The organism is Vicinamibacteria bacterium (assembly GCA_035570235.1).
Lineage (GTDB): Bacteria > Acidobacteriota > Vicinamibacteria > Fen-336 > Fen-336 > DATMML01.
Map to the genome: position 1 here is coordinate 1 of DATMML010000072.1, position 20,192 is coordinate 20,192.

Below are 20,192 nucleotides of genomic sequence, written 5' to 3' on the forward strand. Positions count from 1 at the left end.
CTCCGCATACTGGAATGGAGTTGCCGGTTGGGCAAACGGATCCTTTGCTCTCCTCGGCGCTTGGGCACGAGCGGGCGTGCTGAAAGCAGCTACGAGCGCTGAGACAGCGCAGCAGAGGGCTGCAAACCGGGCAATCCTTCCAACACGACCCCGGCGCTGAATCAATGAAATCATGAGCTGCCGGCGGGGAGCCCTAGCGACAGACTCAGCGGTGTCCCATCCTTTCGCCCTCGCCGCCAGGTGAGTCTCATCCCTTGGGGATCCAACCGTGCTCTCGAATGCGGCCCAGCGCGGCCGAGTCCATCTGGAAGGCGGGCGTGAATTGCCGGCATCGTGGGCCCTCCGCTGCTGCGTCCGTCGGACTGTGATCGCCTCTTGGGTCATTTGTCGGAGGCACCGACCCATGAGCAGACTCCCCTGATTTTGGACAGGTCTCACCGATCCGGAGCAACACGACGATATCGCAGGCTGGCCGCTTGTTCACGAGCCCTCGGGAAGCCGAAGGCTGCGGTGCCCAAGGCGGCGGGGAACGAATCCAGGTCAAGCAAGCGCACGGGGAGCGTTGTGAACTAAAGGCTATGAACATTTATCTTGACATATATGACGAGAGCGATTATTTTGGGCGAATCTTGTGGAGCCTGTTGAGAGCCGTTGTCCGATCCATCATCACAACCGAGGGGGGCGATGACGGCTGGGGGCGGGCAAGACCGTCGGAAACCTAGGCCCGCGGAGGACTTGACTATGAAACTGCACCGACGTGGTAGTCAGTTCGTCGTTCTGCTCCTAATCGTGTTGGGTACCGCGCGAGTCGATTGGGCACAGATGACGACGGGCGCCATTGATGGCACGGTGGTAGACCAGAGCTCGGCGGTTCTCCCTGGGGCGGCCATCACCGTCACCGATGAGGCCACGGGACGCACGCGGACGACCACGACCTCCCCCCAAGGCTTCTTCCGCATCGACTCTCTGCCCCCGGGCACCTACACCGTGCGAGCTGAGCTTCACGGCTTCAAGCCCGGCGAGTACCGGGGGGTAGTCCTGGCGGGAACCAAGGTGGTGACGGTCCCGCTTTCGTTGGGGATCGCGAGCGGAGCAGAGCAGGTCGACGTGCTTGGAGAGGCACCTCTGGTAAATGTCACCCAGGACCAACTCAAGACGCAGGTGGACAGCCAGATGATGCACGACCTTCCCATCAGCAGCCGCCGTTTCCAGGATCTCGCCCTCCTCGTCGCGGGCGTGAACCTGGACCTCGCCTCGAGCCAGGGAGGGACGAGCGATCCCATTGCCTTCTTCGGGTTCGACGAGCGCAACAAGGCGCTCTACGTCGACGGGGTGGACCTGAATGACGAGCTGACCCGCGGCGGAACGGTGATCACGAATGCGCCGCGGAACGAATACTCGATGGAGGCCATCGAGGACATGGAGGTATTGCAGAACCAGTTCTCCGCCGAGGTGGGCCGGGCGCAAGCGGGGGTCGTAAACATCATCACCCGCAGCGGGACCAACGACTTCCACGGGGCGGCTTTCTTCCTCGACCAGAGCGACGCCTTTGGCAGCAAGAACGTGTTTTCGACCGGGAAGATCCCGTTCAGCCTCAAGCAGTTCGGTGCCAACCTGGGTGGCCCGATCGTGAAGGACAAGACGCACTTCTTCCTAAGCTACGAGCGTTCCACTCAGACGAGAGTCTCCACGATCACGATCCCGGCCGCCCTTCTTCCAATCCTTCCCGATCCACGCACCGAGATTCCGCAGGATGAAGATCACGACAACTTGTTCGCGAAGCTGACCCACAACCTGAGCCCGAGCAACGTCCTGAATTTCAGCTACAACTACAACCACAAAATCAAGGACGGGCAGTCCGCCGGTCCCAACGCGGCCGCGAACGCGCGCTTCAGCGAACTACGCAGCGACCATCTGCTCATCGCGCGGTTGACCTCCACTCTTGGCAGCCGTGCGACGAACGAAATACGCGCGTCCTATTCGCACACCGACACCAACCGCCCCGTGGCGGTCAACACGCCCGGGCTGGTGTTCCCCAGTCTGAACGTCGGGACTCCGAGCAACCTGCCCCAGGGGCGGATGCAGAACAACTACATTCTGAAGGACGTGTACACGGGGCAGTTTTCCGGGGCCGGTGAGCACGCGCTGAGGGTCGGGGCCGGGATGAACATCGTCCGGTATCCTACAAAGTTGAACCTTTTCCAGTTTGGCCGTTTCACCTTCGCCAAGGACGAGCCACCAGGGCCGAACAATCCCCCCATCTTGTACATCCTGGGCCAGTACAACAGCGAGTTCGCTCACCTGGATGGCAACTACTTCGACGGGTTCGCGCAGGACGACTGGAGGGTGACGCCTCGCCTCACTCTGAACCTAGGCCTGCGCTACGACCTCGAGACCTTCACCGGCTCGTATTCAGGCGCCGACTACCCACCGTTCACGAGCCAGGACCAGGGCGTCCAATTCCTGCTCACGACTCTGCCGGGCGCCGCCAACGCGAACACGATCTACCGATCCCGGAACACGGACCATGGCGAAATCCAGCCCCGCGTCGGGTTCAACTGGGCGGCCACCAAGGACGGTCGGACCTCAGTCCGCGGGGGCTACGGGATCTTCTATGAGGGCGGCCAGGACCCGATCTCGGTCGAGGGCACCCTGGCCCAAGGCAGGGCTCAAACGTTCGTGGCTCCGGGAAGAGTATTCCCGCTGCTCAGCTTCTACCCGAACATGCCGCCGCCGGACCTCCTGAACAAGTTCTTCCGCATCTCCCTGATTTCCCAATTCCCCGGCGTCTTCATCCAGTCGGCCTACGCCCACCAGTTTACGATCGGGGCGGAGCGGCAATTGCCGGGAGACATCTCCATCGCAGTCGACTACGCGGGGATTCGCAGCCGCCACAATCCCCACAGCGTCAACGTCAATCACCCGGCGACACCCGGCTCCGGCGCGTCCGTCTTGAACGGCCAGTACCCCTACGGGGCAAACTACGGTCCGGTCACCGTCGACCTGTCCGACGGCGTGGTCAACACCGATGCCGTGATGGTGCAGATTCGCCGACAGTTCAGCCGGAGGGTTGGGCTCCTGATCGGCTACACGTTCTTGAAAGCCAACCAGGACGGGCCCTCATCGTCTCCATATTTGCTGGCGTCGGACTACGGCCCGACCCCCAACGACATCCGTCACCACCTGTCGGCGAGCATCCACGTGAGGCTCCCTTGGGAGCTCGAGGTTTCGGGGATCGTGACCGCCTCTTCCGCTTTCCCGTACAACGAACTTGCCGGAACGGATGTCACCGGGGATGGAGACCCAACCAATGACCGGCCACCCGGGGTGACGTACGACTCCCTCCGCGGCGACCGGTACTTCGACGCCGACCTGCGCGTGAGCAAGAACGTGAAGTTCGGACGCCGCTACACGATCCAGGTCATCGCCGAGGCCTTCAACCTCTTCAACACCACGAACTACAACAACTACATAGGGACGGTAACCAGCCCGTTGTTCCAAAAGCCGGTCCAGGCAATGAATCCCTTCCAGGCACAACTGGGTGCGCGTTTCTCGTTCTGAGGCGAAAGGAGCCCATTCCATGCGTCGATTGACGGTTCTGGCTTTCGGGCTGGCCTTTTTCGCGATGGCCGGCGCTCCCGCTAGGGGGACGCCCCAGGCCAGCACACAAGCTAACAAGCCGGCCGAGCGGGCCAAGGCGGAGGAGGGGAAGGTGGCACCAAAGGCCGGGGCCACCGCGGCGAAAGTGCTGCCCTCCGGCTTCGATCTCGAGAAGTATTTCTCGGAGATGGAGGAAGACGTCGCCGTCTACGATCCCGCGTCGCCTTGGATCTACGAGGGCAAGGCCGCCTGGCGCAAGCGAGTCGAGCAGATGGTCAAGATTCGCCAGTTCCTGGACCTGAACCAGTTCCATAAGACCGAAGTTGAGCTGGGCGACATGAAGATTGTGACCGTATACCGGGAAATCCGTCGCGTGGAGGGAAGCATGACTTCCCGCCTGCATGGCCGCATCACGTGGGTCTACCTCAAACAGCCGGATGGGCGCTGGTTCCTCTGGCACGATCACACCTCGGAGATCCCCGAGGACTACTCGTACGGCAAGTAGGAGGAGCCATGAAGATCCCGTCCATGACGTTTCTTGCCATTGCCCTCGCCGGCTTCGCCGCGGGCCCGGCCACGGCCCAGATTGACACCAGCACCGATGAGGGCCAGATCAACCAAACGCTGCGGGACGTGCGCCTTGCCCTCGCCACGGGCGACATCGACGGCGCCATGAAGTTCTACTGGAACGATCCAAGAATGACGGTCATCGACCCCGACGAGGGCATTCGGCTCAACGGCTGGACTTACTACAAAACGTGGCTTTCTGACCGAGCCTCCGTGCAGAAGACCCTCCTTTGGCGTGCCCACGAGCGGAAGCTTCATGTCAGGGGCAACAATGCATACGTGACCTTCCTGGTTACGCGGCAGGTCCAGATGGGCAACATGGTTCGGCAGCAAAACGAGCGTGGTACCTATGTCTTGAAGAAGATGGACGGCAAGTGGCTCATCGTGGCCCAGCACATTTCCGCCTGGCCCCAGATGGTGCTCTTCCAGCAAACCAAGTGACTCGTTTCCCTTCGAACCAGTGACGCCCACCAGCCGCCTCATGGCGTTCTTCGCGTCTGCGACCCTGGTGGCGGCGCTCCCTGCCACTGGACAGGGCCGTCCTACCGCCATCCGGAACGCCACGATCTTCCCGGTTGTGGGCCCGCCGATCCCGGGAGGATCGATAGTCTTCGACAAGGGCCGCATCATCGCCCTCGGCCGGGGGGTCGCGGTTCCGCCGGGCGCGGACGTGGTAGACGGCACCGGTCTCTACGTACTGCCAGGCCTCATCGATCCCCATTCCCATCTCGGGGTGTCGAGCTGGCCATCGGTGGCCGCCAACAATGACACGAACGAGGCCACTGACCCAGTTACGCCTCAGGTGCGCGTCATCGATGGCTTCAACGTGGACGACCCGGCCATTCGGCGCGTGGTTGCAGCAGGCGTCACCACCATCCAGGTCTTCCCGGGTAGCACCAACGTGATTGGTGGGGAAGGGGCGGTCTTCAAGCTCAAGGTTGGTGGGGGGCTCGCCGAGATGCTGTTCCCGGGCGCGCCCCGCCTGATGAAGATGGCCATGGGCGAGAATCCGAAGGCAACCTATGGCCCTAGGGGCCAGCTTCCCGCAACCCGCATGGGCATTTTCGCCCTTCTCCGTGATGCGTTCGGGAAGGCGCGCGAATACCGTGAGCGGTGGGATCGCTGGGAGTCGCTGCCGGAGGACAAGCGGGGCCCGGCCCCCGCTCGCGATCTAAAGCTCGAACCGCTGGCCGAGATCCTTCGTGGACGGATGCGCGTCCACATCCACTGCTACAGGAAGGACGAGTTCCTCACTCTGCTGCGAATCGCAGACGAATTCGGCTTCAAGATTACCTCCTTCCAACATGCGATGGAGTCCTACAAGATAGCCGACGAACTCGCCCGGCGGGGCGTGGCCGTGTCTGTGTACCCCGACGCTTTCGGACGCAAGATCGAACACTGGGACCAGATTCCCCAGAACGCCGCCTTCATGAACGCGATGGGCGTCCTGATGACCCTCCACTCAGACTTTCCCTTCTTCGCTCAGCGCTTGAGCACCGAGGCCGCTAAGCTCATCAAGTATGGCGGCATCTCTGAAGAGGACGCGCTCAAGAGCATCACCCTGAACCCCGCCCGCCTCATCGGTATCGAGAAGTGGGTCGGCAGCCTCGAAGTGGGGAAGCATGCGGACATCTCCGTCTTCAACCGGCACCCCTTCGACTCGTTCACACTCTGCCAGAGGACGTACATCGACGGAGAGCTGGTTTTCGACCGCCAAAGGGACCAAGCATGGCTTGCCCGATACGAGTGAAGGATCTCTTCCTGGGGAGCCTTGCCGGAGGCTTGCTCCTCTCCGGGGTCGCGCTCTACGGCCAAGGCGTCGGAGCGAAGGTCGGGGGCCCTCGAGTTGCCGGCCACGACCTCGCCATCCGCAACGTCGAGATCCTGACCGTCTCCGGCGCTCGGATCTCCCATGGAACCATCATCTTGAGGGGGGAGCGCATCGCGGCGCTAGGCACCTCGGTCGCCGTGCCCAGCGGAGCGGAGGTAGTAGACGGCAGTGGCCTGACGGCGTGCCCAGGCTTCTTCGACGCCTTTAGCGGTCTCGGCTTGACCGAGATCGCGAACGTGCCCGCGTCAAACGACAGCCAGGAAACGGCAGACCCGATCACCCCGCAGCTGCGGGCCAGCGACAGCTACTTCCTCGACTCGGAGCTGCTTCCAGTCGTGAGGGCGGCTGGGATCCTCACGGTCCTCTCGGCCCCGGGGCCAGGGGCGGTCATCGCGGGGCAGGCCGCGCTCATGCGCACCGCGGGGGGCACCGTCGAAGAGGCGGGCTTGCAAGACGTGGCGGGCCTGCTCGTCAACCTCGGGGAACCGCCCAAGCGTGCTTTCGGAGAGCGGGGCAAGGCGCCTCAGACGCGGATGGGTATTGCGGCGCTCCTCCGGCAAACGCTCATGCAGGGCCGGGAATACGCGGCCAAGCGGGCGGCGGACGCCAAGGTGCCGGTCGACTCTCGCCTCGAACCCGTGGCCGCCGCTCTGGCCGGCCGGGCGCGCGTGCTGGTGCGGGCTCATCGCCGGGATGATATCCTCACCGCCCTCCGCTTCGCCGACGAGTTTGGTCTCAAGCTCGTTCTTGTAGGCGGCAGCGATGCCCCCCGCCTGGCCGGTGAGCTGGCCAAGCGCGCCGTCCCGGTCATTCTCTGGATCGACCAGCAGCCTGATACTCCGGAGACGGCGGGAGCCAGCTACGACGCCGCGGCCGTGCTGCAGCGCGCGGGGGTTCGAGTGGCCTTCGGATCGAACGAGACCACTCTCTCGCGGCAGCTCGTCGCAAATGTCGGTCTTGCCGTGGCCTATGGTCTGCCTTACGATGAGGCGTTGAAAGCCCTGACACTCTCCGCCGCCCAGATCTTCGGGGTGGATGACCGGCTGGGCAGCCTCGAAGTGGGCAAGGAAGCCACACTATTCCTTAGCCGGGGCGACCCCCTTCAGGTCACGTCTCGGGTAGTGTCGGTGTTCGTGCGAGGGGCACGCTACGAACCACGAAGCTACCAGACGTCGCTCTGCGAGCAGTACATCGCGCCGAAGAAGGGAACGATCTCATGTCTGCCCAAGTGAACGATCGCCGCCGATTCTTGACCGGGGCCCTGTCCGCACTGACCGCGGGGCTCGTGGCCCGGCCCTCACGCGTGGCGAGCGGCGAGGCGGAGACCCCGCCTCGCATCGGCAGAGAGCACTACGTGACCCTTGGCCGCACGGGCATGAGCGTCTCGCCCGTGGCCGCGGGGCTGAGCCTGAAGGCGAGCGACCTGGTCGCCGCCGCTGACGCTGGGATCAACTACTTCGACACCGCCGAGAAGTACTTGAACCTCGAGCACAACCGAATGGTGGGTCAAGCTCTCAAGGGGCGCGAGCGGAAGACCATCTTTGTCTCCGCGAAATTCCAGGACGGCCTTCAGAAGGAGCTGACCGCCAGCACCGACGAGATCGTAATCCGCGTCAACCAGTGCCTGGAACGCCTCGGGACGGACTACATCGACTGCATGCTGATCCACAACGTGCAGAACCCCGATGCCCTGGACAACCCGAAATGGCTCGCCGCCTACGAGCGCCTGAAGACCGACGGCAAAGTGCGTTGTCTCGGCGCCTCGACCCACGACCCCAAGCTCTCGGACATTGTTGCTCGCATCGTGCAGTCGAACCGCTATGACTTGATGCTGCTCGCCTACAACCCGACGACCGACGGGGACCTGTACGGCTCGCGCGGATGGCCGGCGATCCCGCGACTCCTCGAGGAGGCAGGCCGCAAGCAAATCGCGGTCTCCACCATGAAGGTCATGATCGGAGCGGTGGCGGCGGGCGCCGCCAAGGGCGTGGGACCGGACGGCATCGACCCGAACGACATCAAGGCCCGCAGCAAGTACCTCGACGCCCGAATCGCCGCCACGCGTTGGGTGCTCAGTAACCCGAACGTGCACGTCGTGCAGTTCACGATGACGGGACCGGAGACGGTGGCCGCGGCGGTGACGGCAGCCACGACCCGCTTCACGGCGACGGACAAAGTGGTCGCTACGGCCTACCATCACGCGACCCGCGGCCAAGGCTGTCCGGTGCCATGCCCGGCCCCCTGCCTTGACGCCTGTCCGGCCGAGGTCGCGATCCCGGACGTGCTGCGGCACCGGATGTACTACGAGCACTTCGGCCTGCAGAAGCAGGCCATGCTTGAGTACGGCGCGCTGCCCCCGGCCCAGCAGGCCCGCGTCTGCCTCGACTGCCCGAGCCAGGCCTGCGTCCAGGCGTGCCCGGAAGGCCGACCCGTGAAGGATCTGACGCGGGGGACGCACGCCCTGCTCACGCTGGCTTAGCGCGTCGGACAGGGTAGAGACCAGGACGGCATGAACGAGCCCGCCGGCCGCATCTTCACGAAGAACTTCGTCGTTCTGAGCGCGTACGGGATGCTCGCCCTCGGGCTGTCCCTCATGCTCGTCACCGGCCTGCCCCTCTACCTCAAGGGTCAGGGCTGGGAGCCGCAGCGCCTGGGCGCAACCCTCGGTGCGTACTTCCTCACGAGCATGATGGTGCGGCCGTTCGTCGGACGCGAGGCCGACCGCCGCGGTCGCAAGGCCATCCTCGTGGTGGGCGCGATCCTCATGCTGCTGCCGTGTCCCTTCTACCTGTTTCCGACTACGGGAGTGGTGCTGGCCCTACGGATCGTCCAGGGCGTGGGCTGGGCGATGGCCACCACGGCCACTGCGGCCATGGCGTCCGAGATCGTCCCACCTGGCCGTATAGGGGCCGGGATGGGCATCTTCGGGATCCTGAACGGCTTGGGCTTCACGTTCGGCCCCGCCCTGGGAGCCTATCTTCTGAACATTGGCGGGGGCAAGGCGTTCCTCGGTGCGGCGGCGGCGCTGGCGTCCGCGGTTCTCGTCTGCGGCTTGGTCATAGACGCCCCGCCGTCGCGAGGGGGCTCAGGGCTCACGTGGGGAGACTCGGCAACGCTTGCCCGAAGGCTGGGCCGTCCCCTGCTCGTGACCCTCGCCGTGAGCTTCGGGTACGGCGCCGTCCAGACATTCCTGCCCCTCTACGCCCGGGCGTCGGGGGTCGCCAATCCGGGAGTCTTCTTCACGATCTTCTCGGTAATGTCCTTCGGGAGTCGTCCCGCCATGGGGAAGCTGTCGGACACCTGGGGCCGCAAGCCGACGGCGGCCCTCTTGATGCTCGTGATCGCGGCGACGTTCGCGCTCCTCAGCTACTCGGCGAGCCTGTCGTTCCTGGTGACGGCGGGCGCGTCCTACGGAATCGGTCACGGCGCCATCTACACGGTGCTGATGGCCCTTTTGGCCGATCTGACGCGTCCGCAGGACCGGGGCCTCGCATACGGCATCTTCGGAACCGCCATCGACCTCGGCATCAGCTGCGGCAACTTCGCCACCGGCGCTCTTGTCCAGCCCATCGGCTACGGGGGGGCGTTCCTTCTCGCGGCCGCGGTGGTCGTGGCTTCGCTGCCCGTGCTGCTGGGGCATAGACCAGCCCCGATGGTTAGTCCCAGCCCGGAGACAGTCAAGTGAGTGACATTCAGGGCCAGGTCGCGCTCATCACCGGCGCGAGCCGTGGGATAGGCGAGGCGCTCGCCCGGGCCTTCCGCGGGGCGGGGATGCGGCTCGTCCTCTCGGCTCGTGGTTCAGAGGCCCTGCAAACGCTGGCCCACGAGCTGGACCCCGGCGGGCGTGAGGTCCTGGCCGTCCCCGGCAATGTCGGGGATAGCGCGTACTGTGAGCGCCTGATCGCGGAGGCCGAGCGCGCCTTCGGAGCCATCGACGTCCTCGTCAACAACGCTGGCTTGGCAATCGGCGGGAAGATCGCGGAGACGCGGCTCGAGGATGTGGAGCTGATGGTAAGGGTGAACTTTCTCGGCGCCTACTACTGCACGCGCTTTGCGCTTCCGGGGATGATCGCGCGCCGCCGGGGGCACGTGGTGATGATGGACTCGGTGGCGGGTATCAAGTACACCCCCGGGGCATCGATCTACTCCGCCACCAAGTTCGCTCTGCGCGCACTTGCGGAGGCCTTGCGCAACGAGGTCCAGTCCTACAACGTCAAAGTCACGGCGATCTATCCAGGCGTAACCCTAACGACCTACTTCGACCCGAGCAATCCAAAAGCCCTGCCGCCCCCTATGCCGCTCGAAGCCATGCTCACCTCCGAGGACGTGGCCGCGGCCACCCTCTCGGTTCTCGGGCTGCCCGATCGAGTATCGGTCAACACGGTCATCCTCAGGCCGACCATCCAGGAGCGCTAAGGTGGCGGACGAGGGAAGGGAGCCGGCGGTGGAAGACCTGGGGCGATGGCGAGCGGAGTTCCCGATCCTGGAGCGATCGGTTTACATGATCAGCAACTCTCTAGGTGCCATGCCCCGGGGCGCGGCCGACGGCCTTGCCAAGTACGCCGAGACCTGGGCCACGCGCGGCATCCGGGCCTGGGAAGAGACGTGGTGGGAGCTGGCCGGGCAGGTCGGCAACAAGGTGGCCGGAATCATCGGAGCTCCGCAAGCGTCCGTCAGCATGCACGAGAACGTGACCACGGCCGAGACGGTGGTGCTCTCCTGCTTACGGCCGGAAGGCCATCGCCGGAAGATCGTGTGCTTGGAGATGGACTTCCCTTCCCTCATTTACCTCTACCGTGCCCACGAGCCCTTGGGCTTCGAGGTCGCACTCGTGCCCTGCGAGCCCGATCTCACGACCTCCGTGGAGCGCCTGCTGCAGGCAATCGACGAGTCTACGCTCTTGGTCGCGCTCTCCCATGTGCTCTTCCGGAGCTCCTACATCATGGACGTGCTGCCGATCGTCAGGCGAGCGCACGCGGTGGGAGCGAGAGTCGTTCTCGATACTTACCAGTCGGCCGGCATCATCCCGGTGGACGTGACCGCGCTGAACGTGGACTTCGCGGTCGGAGGTTGCCTCAAGTGGCTGTGCGGCGGTCCGGGCAACGCGTTCCTCTACACAAGGCCGGATCTCATGGGGGCTCTCGTCCCGCGGTTCACGGGCTGGGTGGGTCATCGTGATCCCTTCGCCTTCGACACCGGACCCATGACGCCGAGGGTCGACGCGCTCCGGATGATGAACGGCACCCCCTCGATCCCGGCCTATTACGCGGCCATTGCCGGCCTCGACATCGTGCGGGAGATCGGGGTCGAGCGTATCCGCGCGAAGTCAAAGAAGATGACGACTCATCTCTTCGACCTGATCGACAGAAACGGCTTCAGCTCCACGGCGTCCCGCTATCCGGAGCGGTTGGCGGGCACGGTGGCCCTAACGGTGCCCGACGCGAAATACGTGGCTCGTACCCTCAAGGCTCTCGACTTCTTGGTGGACTACCGGGTGGGCTCCGGGATACGCATCTCGCCGCACTTCTACAACACGTTTGAAGAGCTGGACCGCCTGATCGCGGAGGTGGTTCGCATCGTGAAGACGAAGGACTACGACATGACCGCGCCGTTCACGTCTTTGGTGACCTGAGGTCGTCCACTATGACGGAGCGAGTCGCGCTGGTAACAGGGGCCGCGGGAGGTATCGGCCTAGCGACCTGTCGAGCCCTCCTCGCCCGGGGTGGGGCTGTGATCGGCGTCGACTTGGACGAAGACCGGCTCTCCCAGTCCCGCGCGCGCCTCGTGGACTCGGGGCTCCTGGGTTTCACGACCTACTGCGCCGATCTCACGGACGCGGCGAAGGTTGCGGAGCTCTTCGCATGGGTCGAGCAACAGCACCAGGGTCTGGACGTGCTCGTCAACAACGCGGGCACCTGCATTTGCACAGAGTTCGTCGACATCTCGCCAGACGAGCTGCGCCGGCAGATGGCCATCAACTTCGACAGCGCCTTTTACTGCTGTCAGCACGCGATCCCGCTCATGCTGAAGCGGCCAGGGATCAAGAAGATCGTCAACATCTCCTCGAACGGAGCCTACAACTTCGATGTGTTCGACCCCGCCCACTACCGAGCGAGTAAGGCCGCCCTCGACACGCTCACAAAGCACTTGACGCGGCGCTATGCGCGCGAGGGGATCGCCGTGAACTCGATTGCCCCGGCCATGACCCGGACCGACCTTTTCAAGGTGGTAGGTCCGGAAGTGCTGGAGAAGGCGCTGGCCGCCATGCCGCGGGGCCGGCCCCTCGAGCCCGATGAAGTCGCGGCTTGGGTGGCGTTTCTTGCCTCTCCGGCCGGCGACTGCGCAAGCGGTAACGTCATCATTCTGAACCAAGGCCGCGATGTCCGTTGATCCCTCCGCGCCGAGCAGAGCCGCATCCTCCGATCTCCGGAACCACCCGAGCGTTCAAAGAGAGCAGGGATTGGCCCGTCAGCTTGGTGTGCGGCAGCAGGCGATGCTTGCGGTCGGGGGGGCCATCGGCACCGGGCTCTTCCTGGGCAGCGGCCTCTCCGTTGCCCGGGCCGGCCCGGGCGTGATCATTTCCTACCTGTTTGCGGCCGTGATCGCGCTGCTGCTGGGGTTCGCGCTGACCGAGATGTGTGTCGCCCACCCCACGGCCGGCTCTTTCGGGGTCTACGCCGAGATGTACTTATCACCCTTCGCCGGCTATGCCGTTCGCCTCAGCTACTGGATGATGCAGGTGGTGTCCACCGGCGGGCACATGGTGGCGGTCTCCATCTACATGCAGTACTGGTTTCCGCGGGTTCCGGGAGCGGTCTGGGTTGTCGGGTTCTCTCTCGTGCTCGTGTGGCTGAACGCGCGCGCGGTGGGGGTCTACGGTGAGCTCGAGTACTGGTTCGTGATGATCAAGGTGGTGGCGGTCGTCGTCTTCATCATGCTCGGCCTCGGCCTCCTCCTCGGCTGGACCGGCAAGCCTGCGATCGGCTTCAGGCATTTCACCGCGGATGGGGGCTTCTTCCCATTGGGTCTGACCGGGGTCTGGCTGGCCTGTTCCTTCGTCATTTACTCGTTTATCGGCGTCGAGGTAGTAGCAGTCACCTCGGGAGAGGCGGTGAATCCCGAGCGCACGATTCCCCGCGCCATGATCCGGATGATTCTCGGCCTGTCCGCGATCTACATCACGACGGTGGTGGTGCTGGTTGGGATCATGCCCTGGAGGGATGCAGGAGCGGACGAGAGCCCCTTCGTGACCGTCCTGGGCCGGACGGGGATACTGGGGGCGGCCGGGCTCATGAACTTTGTAGTTCTGACTGCAGCGCTCTCCGCGGCCAACGCGAATCTTTACCTTGTGGCGCGGACACTTTTCTCCCTGGCCCGCGCGGGATTCGTGCCTGAGTCGGTGGGCCGTGTCAACGACAGGGGGACGCCGGTGAACGCGCTCGTCACCTCGAGCCTGGGCCTCGCCCTGGCCGTGCTCGTGCGTTGGCTCTGGCGGGACTCGGCTTACGTCTGGTTCCTGGGTGTGGCCCTTTTTGGGGCGCTGCTGGTCTGGATCATGATCTTCGTGGTTCACCTCGCGTTCCGACGAGCCTGGGAGCGCGTGGATCGCGCGCCCTTGCCTTTCCGCAGTCCCGTCGGAAGAGCCGGCTCGGTCGTCGGCGCGTTGCTCGTCGGGGCAATCCTCATCACGACCTGGTGGGTCCCGGGGCTCCGCTCCACCCTGTTGGCGGCCGGGCCATGGATTGCCGTGCTCGCCGTCGGCTACGGTTTTTTACGGCCCAAGAATGAAGGAGCAGCGCCGGTGGCCCCGCGCATTCCGGGGCCCGCCGGAGCCGCTACGAAATAGCATGCGCAGGATCACGGCGACGCCTCGAGGAACCCGCGCGCTCGGCGCGCAGCGGCGGGATTCGGTCAAAGCCATTGGCAAGCAGGTGGGGGAGCGAATCGCGGCCCTGCGGCTCGAAAGGCGCCTCACCCTGGAGGCCCTGGCGGGCGGCACGGGTCTCACCACTTCGTTCCTGAGCAAGCTGGAACGCGGCCAGACAAGCATCTCGGTGGACAACCTCCGCAACGTGGCCCACTTCCTGGGCGTTGAGATGGTCCACTTCTTCGAGCAGAACGAATCCTTGAACGCGATCGTGACGGCAACCGGACAGGGGACGCCCCTCCGCGTCGGGAACACCAGTGCCACCGGCGAGTCGCTCATCAGCGTGGCCCGCAGCGCGCTCCAGGCGACCCTGTACCGCACGCCACCGGGGCAGGGTCGCTCCCCCGGCTTCTCGCACCCTGGTGAAGAGTTCGTGTTTGTGATTGGCGGCAGAATCCGGTACCGAGTAGCGGATGTCGAGTACCTGCTCGGGAAGGGCGACTCGATCTGGCACAAGAGCAGCGAGCCGCACGGCTGGAAGAATGTCGGCTCCGGGCCGGCCCTGACCCTGCACGTCAACACTCCACCTGTATGGTGACGCCCGGACCCCTCCGCGCCGCCGACCTACCCCTCTACTACAACGCGGTCCACATCCTTGAGCACAACCTCGCCCTGCGCGGGGGCAAGATTGCGCTCCTCACCCCCTCGCGGGCCCTCACCTTTGCGGAAGTATCCGCGGAGGTCAATCGTGTGGGCAATGCGCTTGTGCGGCTGGGGGTGCGCTTCGGAGAGACTGTGGGCCTGCTGTGCCTCGACTCCGCGGAGTGGGTGACGAGCTTCTTCGGGATCATGAAGATCGGTGGGGTAGCGGTAGGGCTTAACACGCTGCTCAAGCCTCGTGAGCAGGCGTACACCCTGACCGACGCCCGGGTGCGCGTGCTCATCGTCCACCGTGACTTGCTACCCACCATCGAGCCCATTCGAGACGAGCTTCGCTTTCTCGAGCACGTGATCGTGGTGGGGGGTATGGGCCGGCCAGGCGATCCGAGTTTCTCCGAGTGGATCGCCCCCGAGACCGACCAACTCCACCCGGCTTCCACGCACCGCGAGGACTTCTGCTCGCTCAACTACTCGAGCGGGACCACCGGCGAGCCCAAGGGGATCCTGCACGCCCATAAAGACTACCCAATCACCGCGCAGCTCGTGGGTGTCAACGGGCTGGGCCTCAGCGAAGCCGATCGTACTTTCGGCGCTCCGAAGCTCTTCTTCACGTTTGGCACCGGGGGAAACCTCATCTTTCCCTGGTTCGTCGGAGCGAGCGTGGTGCTCTACCCAGGCCCGCCACGCGTGGCCACGAACGTCCTCGAGGTCATCGACCGCTTCAAGCCCACGATCCACTACAACGCGCCTACTGGGTACGCGGCGATGCTCGCCGTGGCCGACTTCACCAGCAAGTACGACCTCCGCTCTCTGCGCCTCTGCGTGTCGGCAGGGGAAGCGCTGCCCGCTCCGATCTTTCTTGCCTGGAAGGAGCGGACGGGAGTGGAGATCGTGGACGGTCTCGGCTCTACCGAGAACTTTCACATGTTCATCATGGGGCGGCCCGGCGAAATCCGTCCCGGCGCCACGGGCAAGCCGATCGAGGGCTACGAGGTGCGGCTTCAGGACGACGAGGGGCGGGACGTGCCGCATGGCCAGATCGGAAACCTGTTCGTCCGGGGGGAGACAGCGGCCCTCGCATACTTGCACCAATATGCGGCCAGCCAGCGAACGTTTCAGGGGGAGTGGCTGCGAACAGGAGACAAGTACTTCGTGGACGAGGGAGGCTATTTCTGGCATGCCGGCCGCTCCGACGACATGCTCAAGGTGGGTGGGATCTGGGTCTCGCCGGTCGAGGTGGAGAGCACCCTTCTCTGCCATCCGGCGGTGCTGGAGTGTGCTGTGATCGGCCAAGAGGACCCGGCCGGGCTCATCAAGCCGAAGGCATACGTGGTGCTGAAGGAGGGACACGCGGCGTCGGCTGACCTCTCCGCGGCGCTGATCACGTTCTGCCGGCAACGGATTGCCGATTACAAGCGGCCCCGATGGGTCGAGCTGGTGGCGGAGCTGCCGAAGACCGCCACCGGCAAGATTCAGCGGTTCAAGCTAAGAGAACGCTCCGAGGCGCGAGTCTCGGTCGCGCCCGCCGGTGACGGCGTCTGATCGGATGACATTGTCCGGCCGGCTGGATGCTCTGGAAAGAGGGGGGCGTCGATGGTCAGCGGGATGGTTCTGCTCATCCTGGAACGCGACAGGATCGGCGGCGTCGCCGATGAGTTGGTCGCGATGGAAGGCGTTACGGAGGTGTATTCCGTGGCCGGACACTATGATCTAGTGGCCGTGGTTCGGGTCCCGAACAATGACGCCTTAGCTGACCTGATAACGGGTCGGATGCTCAAGGTGAAGGGTATCGTTCGTTCGGAGACGCTGATCGCATTCAAGGTCTACTCGCGCTATGACCTTGAGCGGCTTTTCGCGATCGGGACGTAGTTTCATCTGCCCCCGGCTGCGCTTCGGGCACACTCCACCTGCCCTCCCAGACGAGAGGGTCAGGTGTGGTCGTGCGTGCCCAAAGCTCTGACTGGACTGGCGTTGAACTTCCTGGGGAGAAGCAGGGGGTCATTCCAGTAAACACTAGTCCAGATAGCAAATATGCCGACGCCCTGGACAACCCAACCTCTCAGATTGTAGACTTGTTTGACAAAGGAACAGAAGGTCCAAGTCCAAGGTCGCAGTTCAGCCTGAAGGGAGATAGTTGGCATGCTGGGTGTGTCGGTTGCCGGAAGAGTGTCGATAGCAGGCTTGGCGGCGATAACCTTGGCCGCGATCGTGGACCCGTTACGACTGCCAGAGAAACCATCCTTTGATCTCATCATCGAGAGCGGCCGCATCGTGGATGGCAGCGGCAACCCCTGGTACAGGGCGGACGTGGGGGTACGCGGTGGCCGAATCGTCGCCATTGGCCGCCTCAAGGGGGCTACTGCGCTCCGGCGTATCGATGCCCTAGAGAGGGTCGTGGCCCCGGGCTTCATCGACCTGATGGGAAGCAGCGACTGGCAGTTGCTCGTGGACCCGCGGGCGGCGAGCAAGGTGACCCAGGGGATCACGCTAAGCGTAGCTGGCGAGGGGACGTCAGTGGCTCCGGCCAACGAGCGGACGGTGGAGGACAGGGCATCCATGAAGCGGTTCGGGGTCAAACCGGATTGGCGCAGCCTGGCCGACTTCTTTCGAAGACTGGAGGCAAACCCGCCCGCGATCCACTTTGCCACCTTCGTCGGAGCGGGTGGGCTGCGCGACCTCGTGATCGGCCGGGAGAATCGGCCAGCGACGCCAGCTGAACTAGCTGAGATGCAATTGCTTGCCGACGAGGCCATGCGAGACGGCGCTCTCGGCGTGTCTACCTCGCTCATGTACGTTCCCCACCGCTTCGCCAGTACCGAGGAGATCGTGGCCCTGGCCAAGGTAGCGGCGCGGTATGGCGGGATCTACGCGACCCACCAACGCAGCGAAGGAGATGGCATCAATGCCTCGCTCGACGAGGTGTTCCGCATCGCTCGCGAGGCCAAGATCCCCACCCACATCTATCACCTCAAGACAATGTATCGGCAGAACTGGGGCAGGATGCCGAACGTCCTTCGGCGGATCGAGGCCGCCCGCGGCGAGGGCCTGGATGTCACGGCATCCGTTTACCCTTACGTCGCGGCAGGCGCCGGGCTCTTCGATCTGCTGCCGCTGTGGGCGCGCGAAGGCAGCCTCGATGCAGTCCTGACCCGGCTGCGCGACCCGAGTGCGCGGGAGCGGATCAAGAAGGACCTGACCGTAAGTACGCTCGAATGGGAGAACGAATACTATGGTGCCGGCGGTGCCGAAGGGTTCTTGATCTCGGATGTCATCAACCCCTCGCTGAAGCCGTTTGTCGGCAAACGACTGGCGGAAGTCGCACGTGAGCGAGGCCAAGATCCCGTTGATGCGCTGATGGATCTCGTCGTGGAGGACAAGGGAGGCACCGGTTTCGTTTCCTTCATCATGGACGAGCCCGATGTCCGTCTCGCACTCAAGCAACGGTGGGCGGCCTTTTGCAACGACTCGCCAATCCAAGCGACGGATGGCCCGCTCTCTCAAGGCAAGCCCCACCCGCGGGCGTACGGATCCTTTCCGCGAATCCTTGGCCGGTACGTCCGCGAGGAGAAGCTGATGGCGCTCGAGGAGGCGATCAGGAAAGCGACGTCCCTGGCCGCGCAGATCCTCGGGGTCCGAGATCGTGGCCTCGTCCGTGAGGGCTTCTGGGCCGACCTAGTCGTCTTCGATCCAGACAAGATCGCGGATCGGGCAACCTTCGAGCAGCCGCACCAATACTCGGCGGGGATCGACTTTGTCATGGTAGACGGCGAACTTGTCTTGGACGATGGCCGAATGACCAACGCGCGACCCGGCAAGGTCATTCGAGGTCCGGGGTATCGGCCCGCCGCAGCTCCGGGCAAGTAAATCTAAAGAGGCAACATCCGCTGCTTCACAAGGGGGATCCCTTGGAACTCACTTCCCGAGGCAGGCCGGTCGGGCAGGCAATCTGGGGTGGGGCAGCGAGGGATCCCCGCGTGTCCTTACTAAGTAGGGATGCAGCCAAGGCGCCGGGGGTTGACACCGATCCCCCCAAAGTGATAGTTCTCTTGTTCTCTTGTTGAGCACTTCATCAGGACGGTGGACGTCACTGTGGCTCAGGGCGGAGGGCAGGGCCCTGGGTGCTTCGCTCGCTCTCATGGCTTTTCTGGGGCCGAGCTACGGTGCGCCGCCTGAGCCGCGCCGCGGCGCAGGGCGGGTGGCGGTTATCGATGTCTCGAGCGCCTCCGTAGCCGACAGCGCCCTCGAACGATGCTTCGGAGGGACCCCCGCGCGGCCCGCCTTGCGCGACGACTATGAGGTCCACGCGGCAGCGGACCCACACAACCCCAAGAATGTGGCGGCTGCGTGGATGACGGTTGGGCCTACGCGGCGCGACTATGTCGTCCGGGCAGCGTACTCCTCCGACGGCGGCTCGACCTGGTCACCTCCACGGACGCTGCCTTTCATAGCCTGCGCCGGCGGGAGCAAGGAGTCACTGCGCGTTTCCACCGATCCCTGGGTTGCCTTCGGGCCGGAAGGGCGCTTGTACGTGAGCGCCCAGGCCTATCAAGGCGAGGCTGGGGGCCACGCGGGCATCCAGCACATCTCGGTCATCACCTCGGCCGACGGGGGTCGCTCCTGGGACGAGGCTCGCTCGCCCATCGTTGAGCAGGGGCCGGGGGTCAAGCTGGACAACACCTCCGTCACGCCAGATCCGGCGCGGCCAGGCACGGCTTACGTTCTCACGACCCACTTTACCCTCCCCGATCCAGTCGGCCCGACCGATGCCACGAGGGAGGAAGAGCGGCGTATTGGGAGAGCCGAACTCTCCAAGACTACCGATGGGGGTCATACGTGGAGCTCACCGCGGCTGATCACACCGGACGAGCCCCATGCCTACGCTGACTTGCCCCAGATCGTGATCGACCCGCGCAGCGGCCGCCTTTACATGTTTTATAGCAACCCAAGACCCGTCGTGGGAGGGATCTTCCTTATGACGTCGGAGGATGGAGGATCCACTTGGTCTTCGGCTACGTTCGCGAGCCCTTATGTGCCCCTCGCCAAGCGCACTCCCCATCCCTCGACCGGTACGCCCTTGAGTGTCGGCGAGGACATCATGCATGCCGCCATTGACACCACGAACAGCCGGTTATTCGCCGTGTTCGTGGATAGCCATTTCGGCGAATATGCGCAAATCGCTCTCGTGACCTCGAGCGATGGCGGACGGACCTGGACCGATGCCAGGAGGGTCAACACCTGGCAAGGACCCGCGTGGCTCCCTTCCATAGCTGTCAACTCCGAGGGTCGCGTGGCGGTGACCTACCTCGATGCCAGGCCCGACAACGATCGACAGAAGGGCAGAGTCAACGTCTGGCAGAAGACGTTCACCTCGAACGCCAACGGCGATCTCCTGAATGTACAGGAGAAGCTCTTGGACCGCTTCGTCTTGGGTCAGGCGACGCCCCTCGAGCCCGGCTACTTCCTTGGCGACTACTTCTCCGTGGTCGCGCAGGGCGACGCCTTCGGGGCTATTTATGTCAAGTCGGTGTCGGCGGCCGGCTCGGTGCGAACCCGTGTTTTCTTCAGCCGCTAGCCCCCAGGATGAGCCATCGAGAGGCGGGAGATCGCCGATGCACCGTGCCGACGACTCTCCGACGGCCGCACGGCAGAGGCTCCTACATCGTTGAG

At 64.4% G+C, this 20,192-nt stretch carries 16 protein-coding genes; all 16 read left to right on the forward strand.

Annotated features, from left to right (window positions below; translation table 11 throughout):
• The first annotated feature begins 741 nt into the window (after nucleotides 1–741).
• A complete protein-coding gene (locus tag VN461_12640; protein HXB55628.1) occupies nucleotides 742–3,561 on the forward strand; it encodes a carboxypeptidase regulatory-like domain-containing protein in 2,820 nt (939 codons plus the stop codon).
• Between the two features lie 19 nt (nucleotides 3,562–3,580).
• Entirely contained in the window at nucleotides 3,581–4,105 is a 525-nt protein-coding gene (locus VN461_12645) for a hypothetical protein (protein ID HXB55629.1), read from the forward strand.
• Between the two features lie 8 nt (nucleotides 4,106–4,113).
• The gene (locus VN461_12650; GenBank protein ID HXB55630.1) at nucleotides 4,114–4,608 is read left to right on the forward strand and encodes a nuclear transport factor 2 family protein; all 495 of its coding nucleotides are present in this window, start codon (nucleotides 4,114–4,116) and stop codon (nucleotides 4,606–4,608) included.
• Between the two features lie 40 nt (nucleotides 4,609–4,648).
• Nucleotides 4,649–5,917 carry an amidohydrolase gene (locus VN461_12655; GenBank protein HXB55631.1) on the forward strand — a complete coding sequence of 423 codons (1,269 nt, stop codon included), beginning with the start codon at nucleotides 4,649–4,651 and terminating at the stop codon, nucleotides 5,915–5,917.
• Nucleotides 5,896–7,230: an amidohydrolase family protein gene (locus VN461_12660; protein HXB55632.1), complete on the forward strand. Its 1,335-nt coding sequence runs from the start codon at nucleotides 5,896–5,898 to the stop codon at nucleotides 7,228–7,230. The genes VN461_12655 and VN461_12660 overlap by 22 nt, the downstream gene beginning before the upstream one ends.
• Nucleotides 7,215–8,477 (forward strand): aldo/keto reductase, encoded by a 1,263-nt coding sequence (locus VN461_12665; GenBank protein HXB55633.1) that lies wholly within the window; start codon nucleotides 7,215–7,217, stop codon nucleotides 8,475–8,477. The genes VN461_12660 and VN461_12665 overlap by 16 nt, the downstream gene beginning before the upstream one ends.
• Nucleotides 8,478–8,507: 30 nt before the next feature.
• Nucleotides 8,508–9,683, forward strand: coding sequence for an MFS transporter (locus VN461_12670; GenBank protein ID HXB55634.1), 1,176 nt, complete (start codon nucleotides 8,508–8,510; stop codon nucleotides 9,681–9,683).
• A complete protein-coding gene (locus VN461_12675; GenBank protein ID HXB55635.1) occupies nucleotides 9,680–10,414 on the forward strand; it encodes an SDR family oxidoreductase in 735 nt (244 codons plus the stop codon). Before VN461_12670 ends, VN461_12675 begins: the two co-directional genes overlap by 4 nt.
• Nucleotide 10,415: 1 nt before the next feature.
• A complete protein-coding gene (locus VN461_12680; protein HXB55636.1) occupies nucleotides 10,416–11,630 on the forward strand; it encodes an aminotransferase class V-fold PLP-dependent enzyme in 1,215 nt (404 codons plus the stop codon).
• 11 nt (nucleotides 11,631–11,641) lie between these two features.
• Nucleotides 11,642–12,388, forward strand: coding sequence for an SDR family oxidoreductase (locus tag VN461_12685; protein ID HXB55637.1), 747 nt, complete (start codon nucleotides 11,642–11,644; stop codon nucleotides 12,386–12,388).
• A 70-nt stretch (nucleotides 12,389–12,458) separates the two neighbouring features.
• Nucleotides 12,459–13,844, forward strand: coding sequence for an amino acid permease (locus VN461_12690; GenBank protein ID HXB55638.1), 1,386 nt, complete (start codon nucleotides 12,459–12,461; stop codon nucleotides 13,842–13,844).
• A 1-nt stretch (nucleotide 13,845) separates the two neighbouring features.
• On the forward strand, nucleotides 13,846–14,463 hold the full coding sequence (locus VN461_12695; GenBank protein HXB55639.1) for an XRE family transcriptional regulator: 618 nt from the start codon (nucleotides 13,846–13,848) through the stop codon (nucleotides 14,461–14,463).
• Nucleotides 14,457–16,067, forward strand: coding sequence for a benzoate-CoA ligase family protein (locus VN461_12700; GenBank protein ID HXB55640.1), 1,611 nt, complete (start codon nucleotides 14,457–14,459; stop codon nucleotides 16,065–16,067). Before VN461_12695 ends, VN461_12700 begins: the two co-directional genes overlap by 7 nt.
• 51 nt (nucleotides 16,068–16,118) lie before the next feature.
• Nucleotides 16,119–16,394 carry an Lrp/AsnC ligand binding domain-containing protein gene (locus VN461_12705; GenBank protein ID HXB55641.1) on the forward strand — a complete coding sequence of 92 codons (276 nt, stop codon included), beginning with the start codon at nucleotides 16,119–16,121 and terminating at the stop codon, nucleotides 16,392–16,394.
• A gap of 270 nt (nucleotides 16,395–16,664) precedes the next feature.
• Complete coding sequence (locus VN461_12710) at nucleotides 16,665–18,389, forward strand: D-aminoacylase (protein HXB55642.1); 1,725 nt, start codon at nucleotides 16,665–16,667, stop codon at nucleotides 18,387–18,389.
• A 331-nt stretch (nucleotides 18,390–18,720) separates the two neighbouring features.
• Complete coding sequence (locus VN461_12715) at nucleotides 18,721–20,097, forward strand: sialidase family protein (protein ID HXB55643.1); 1,377 nt, start codon at nucleotides 18,721–18,723, stop codon at nucleotides 20,095–20,097.
• Nucleotides 20,098–20,192 lie beyond the last annotated feature (95 nt).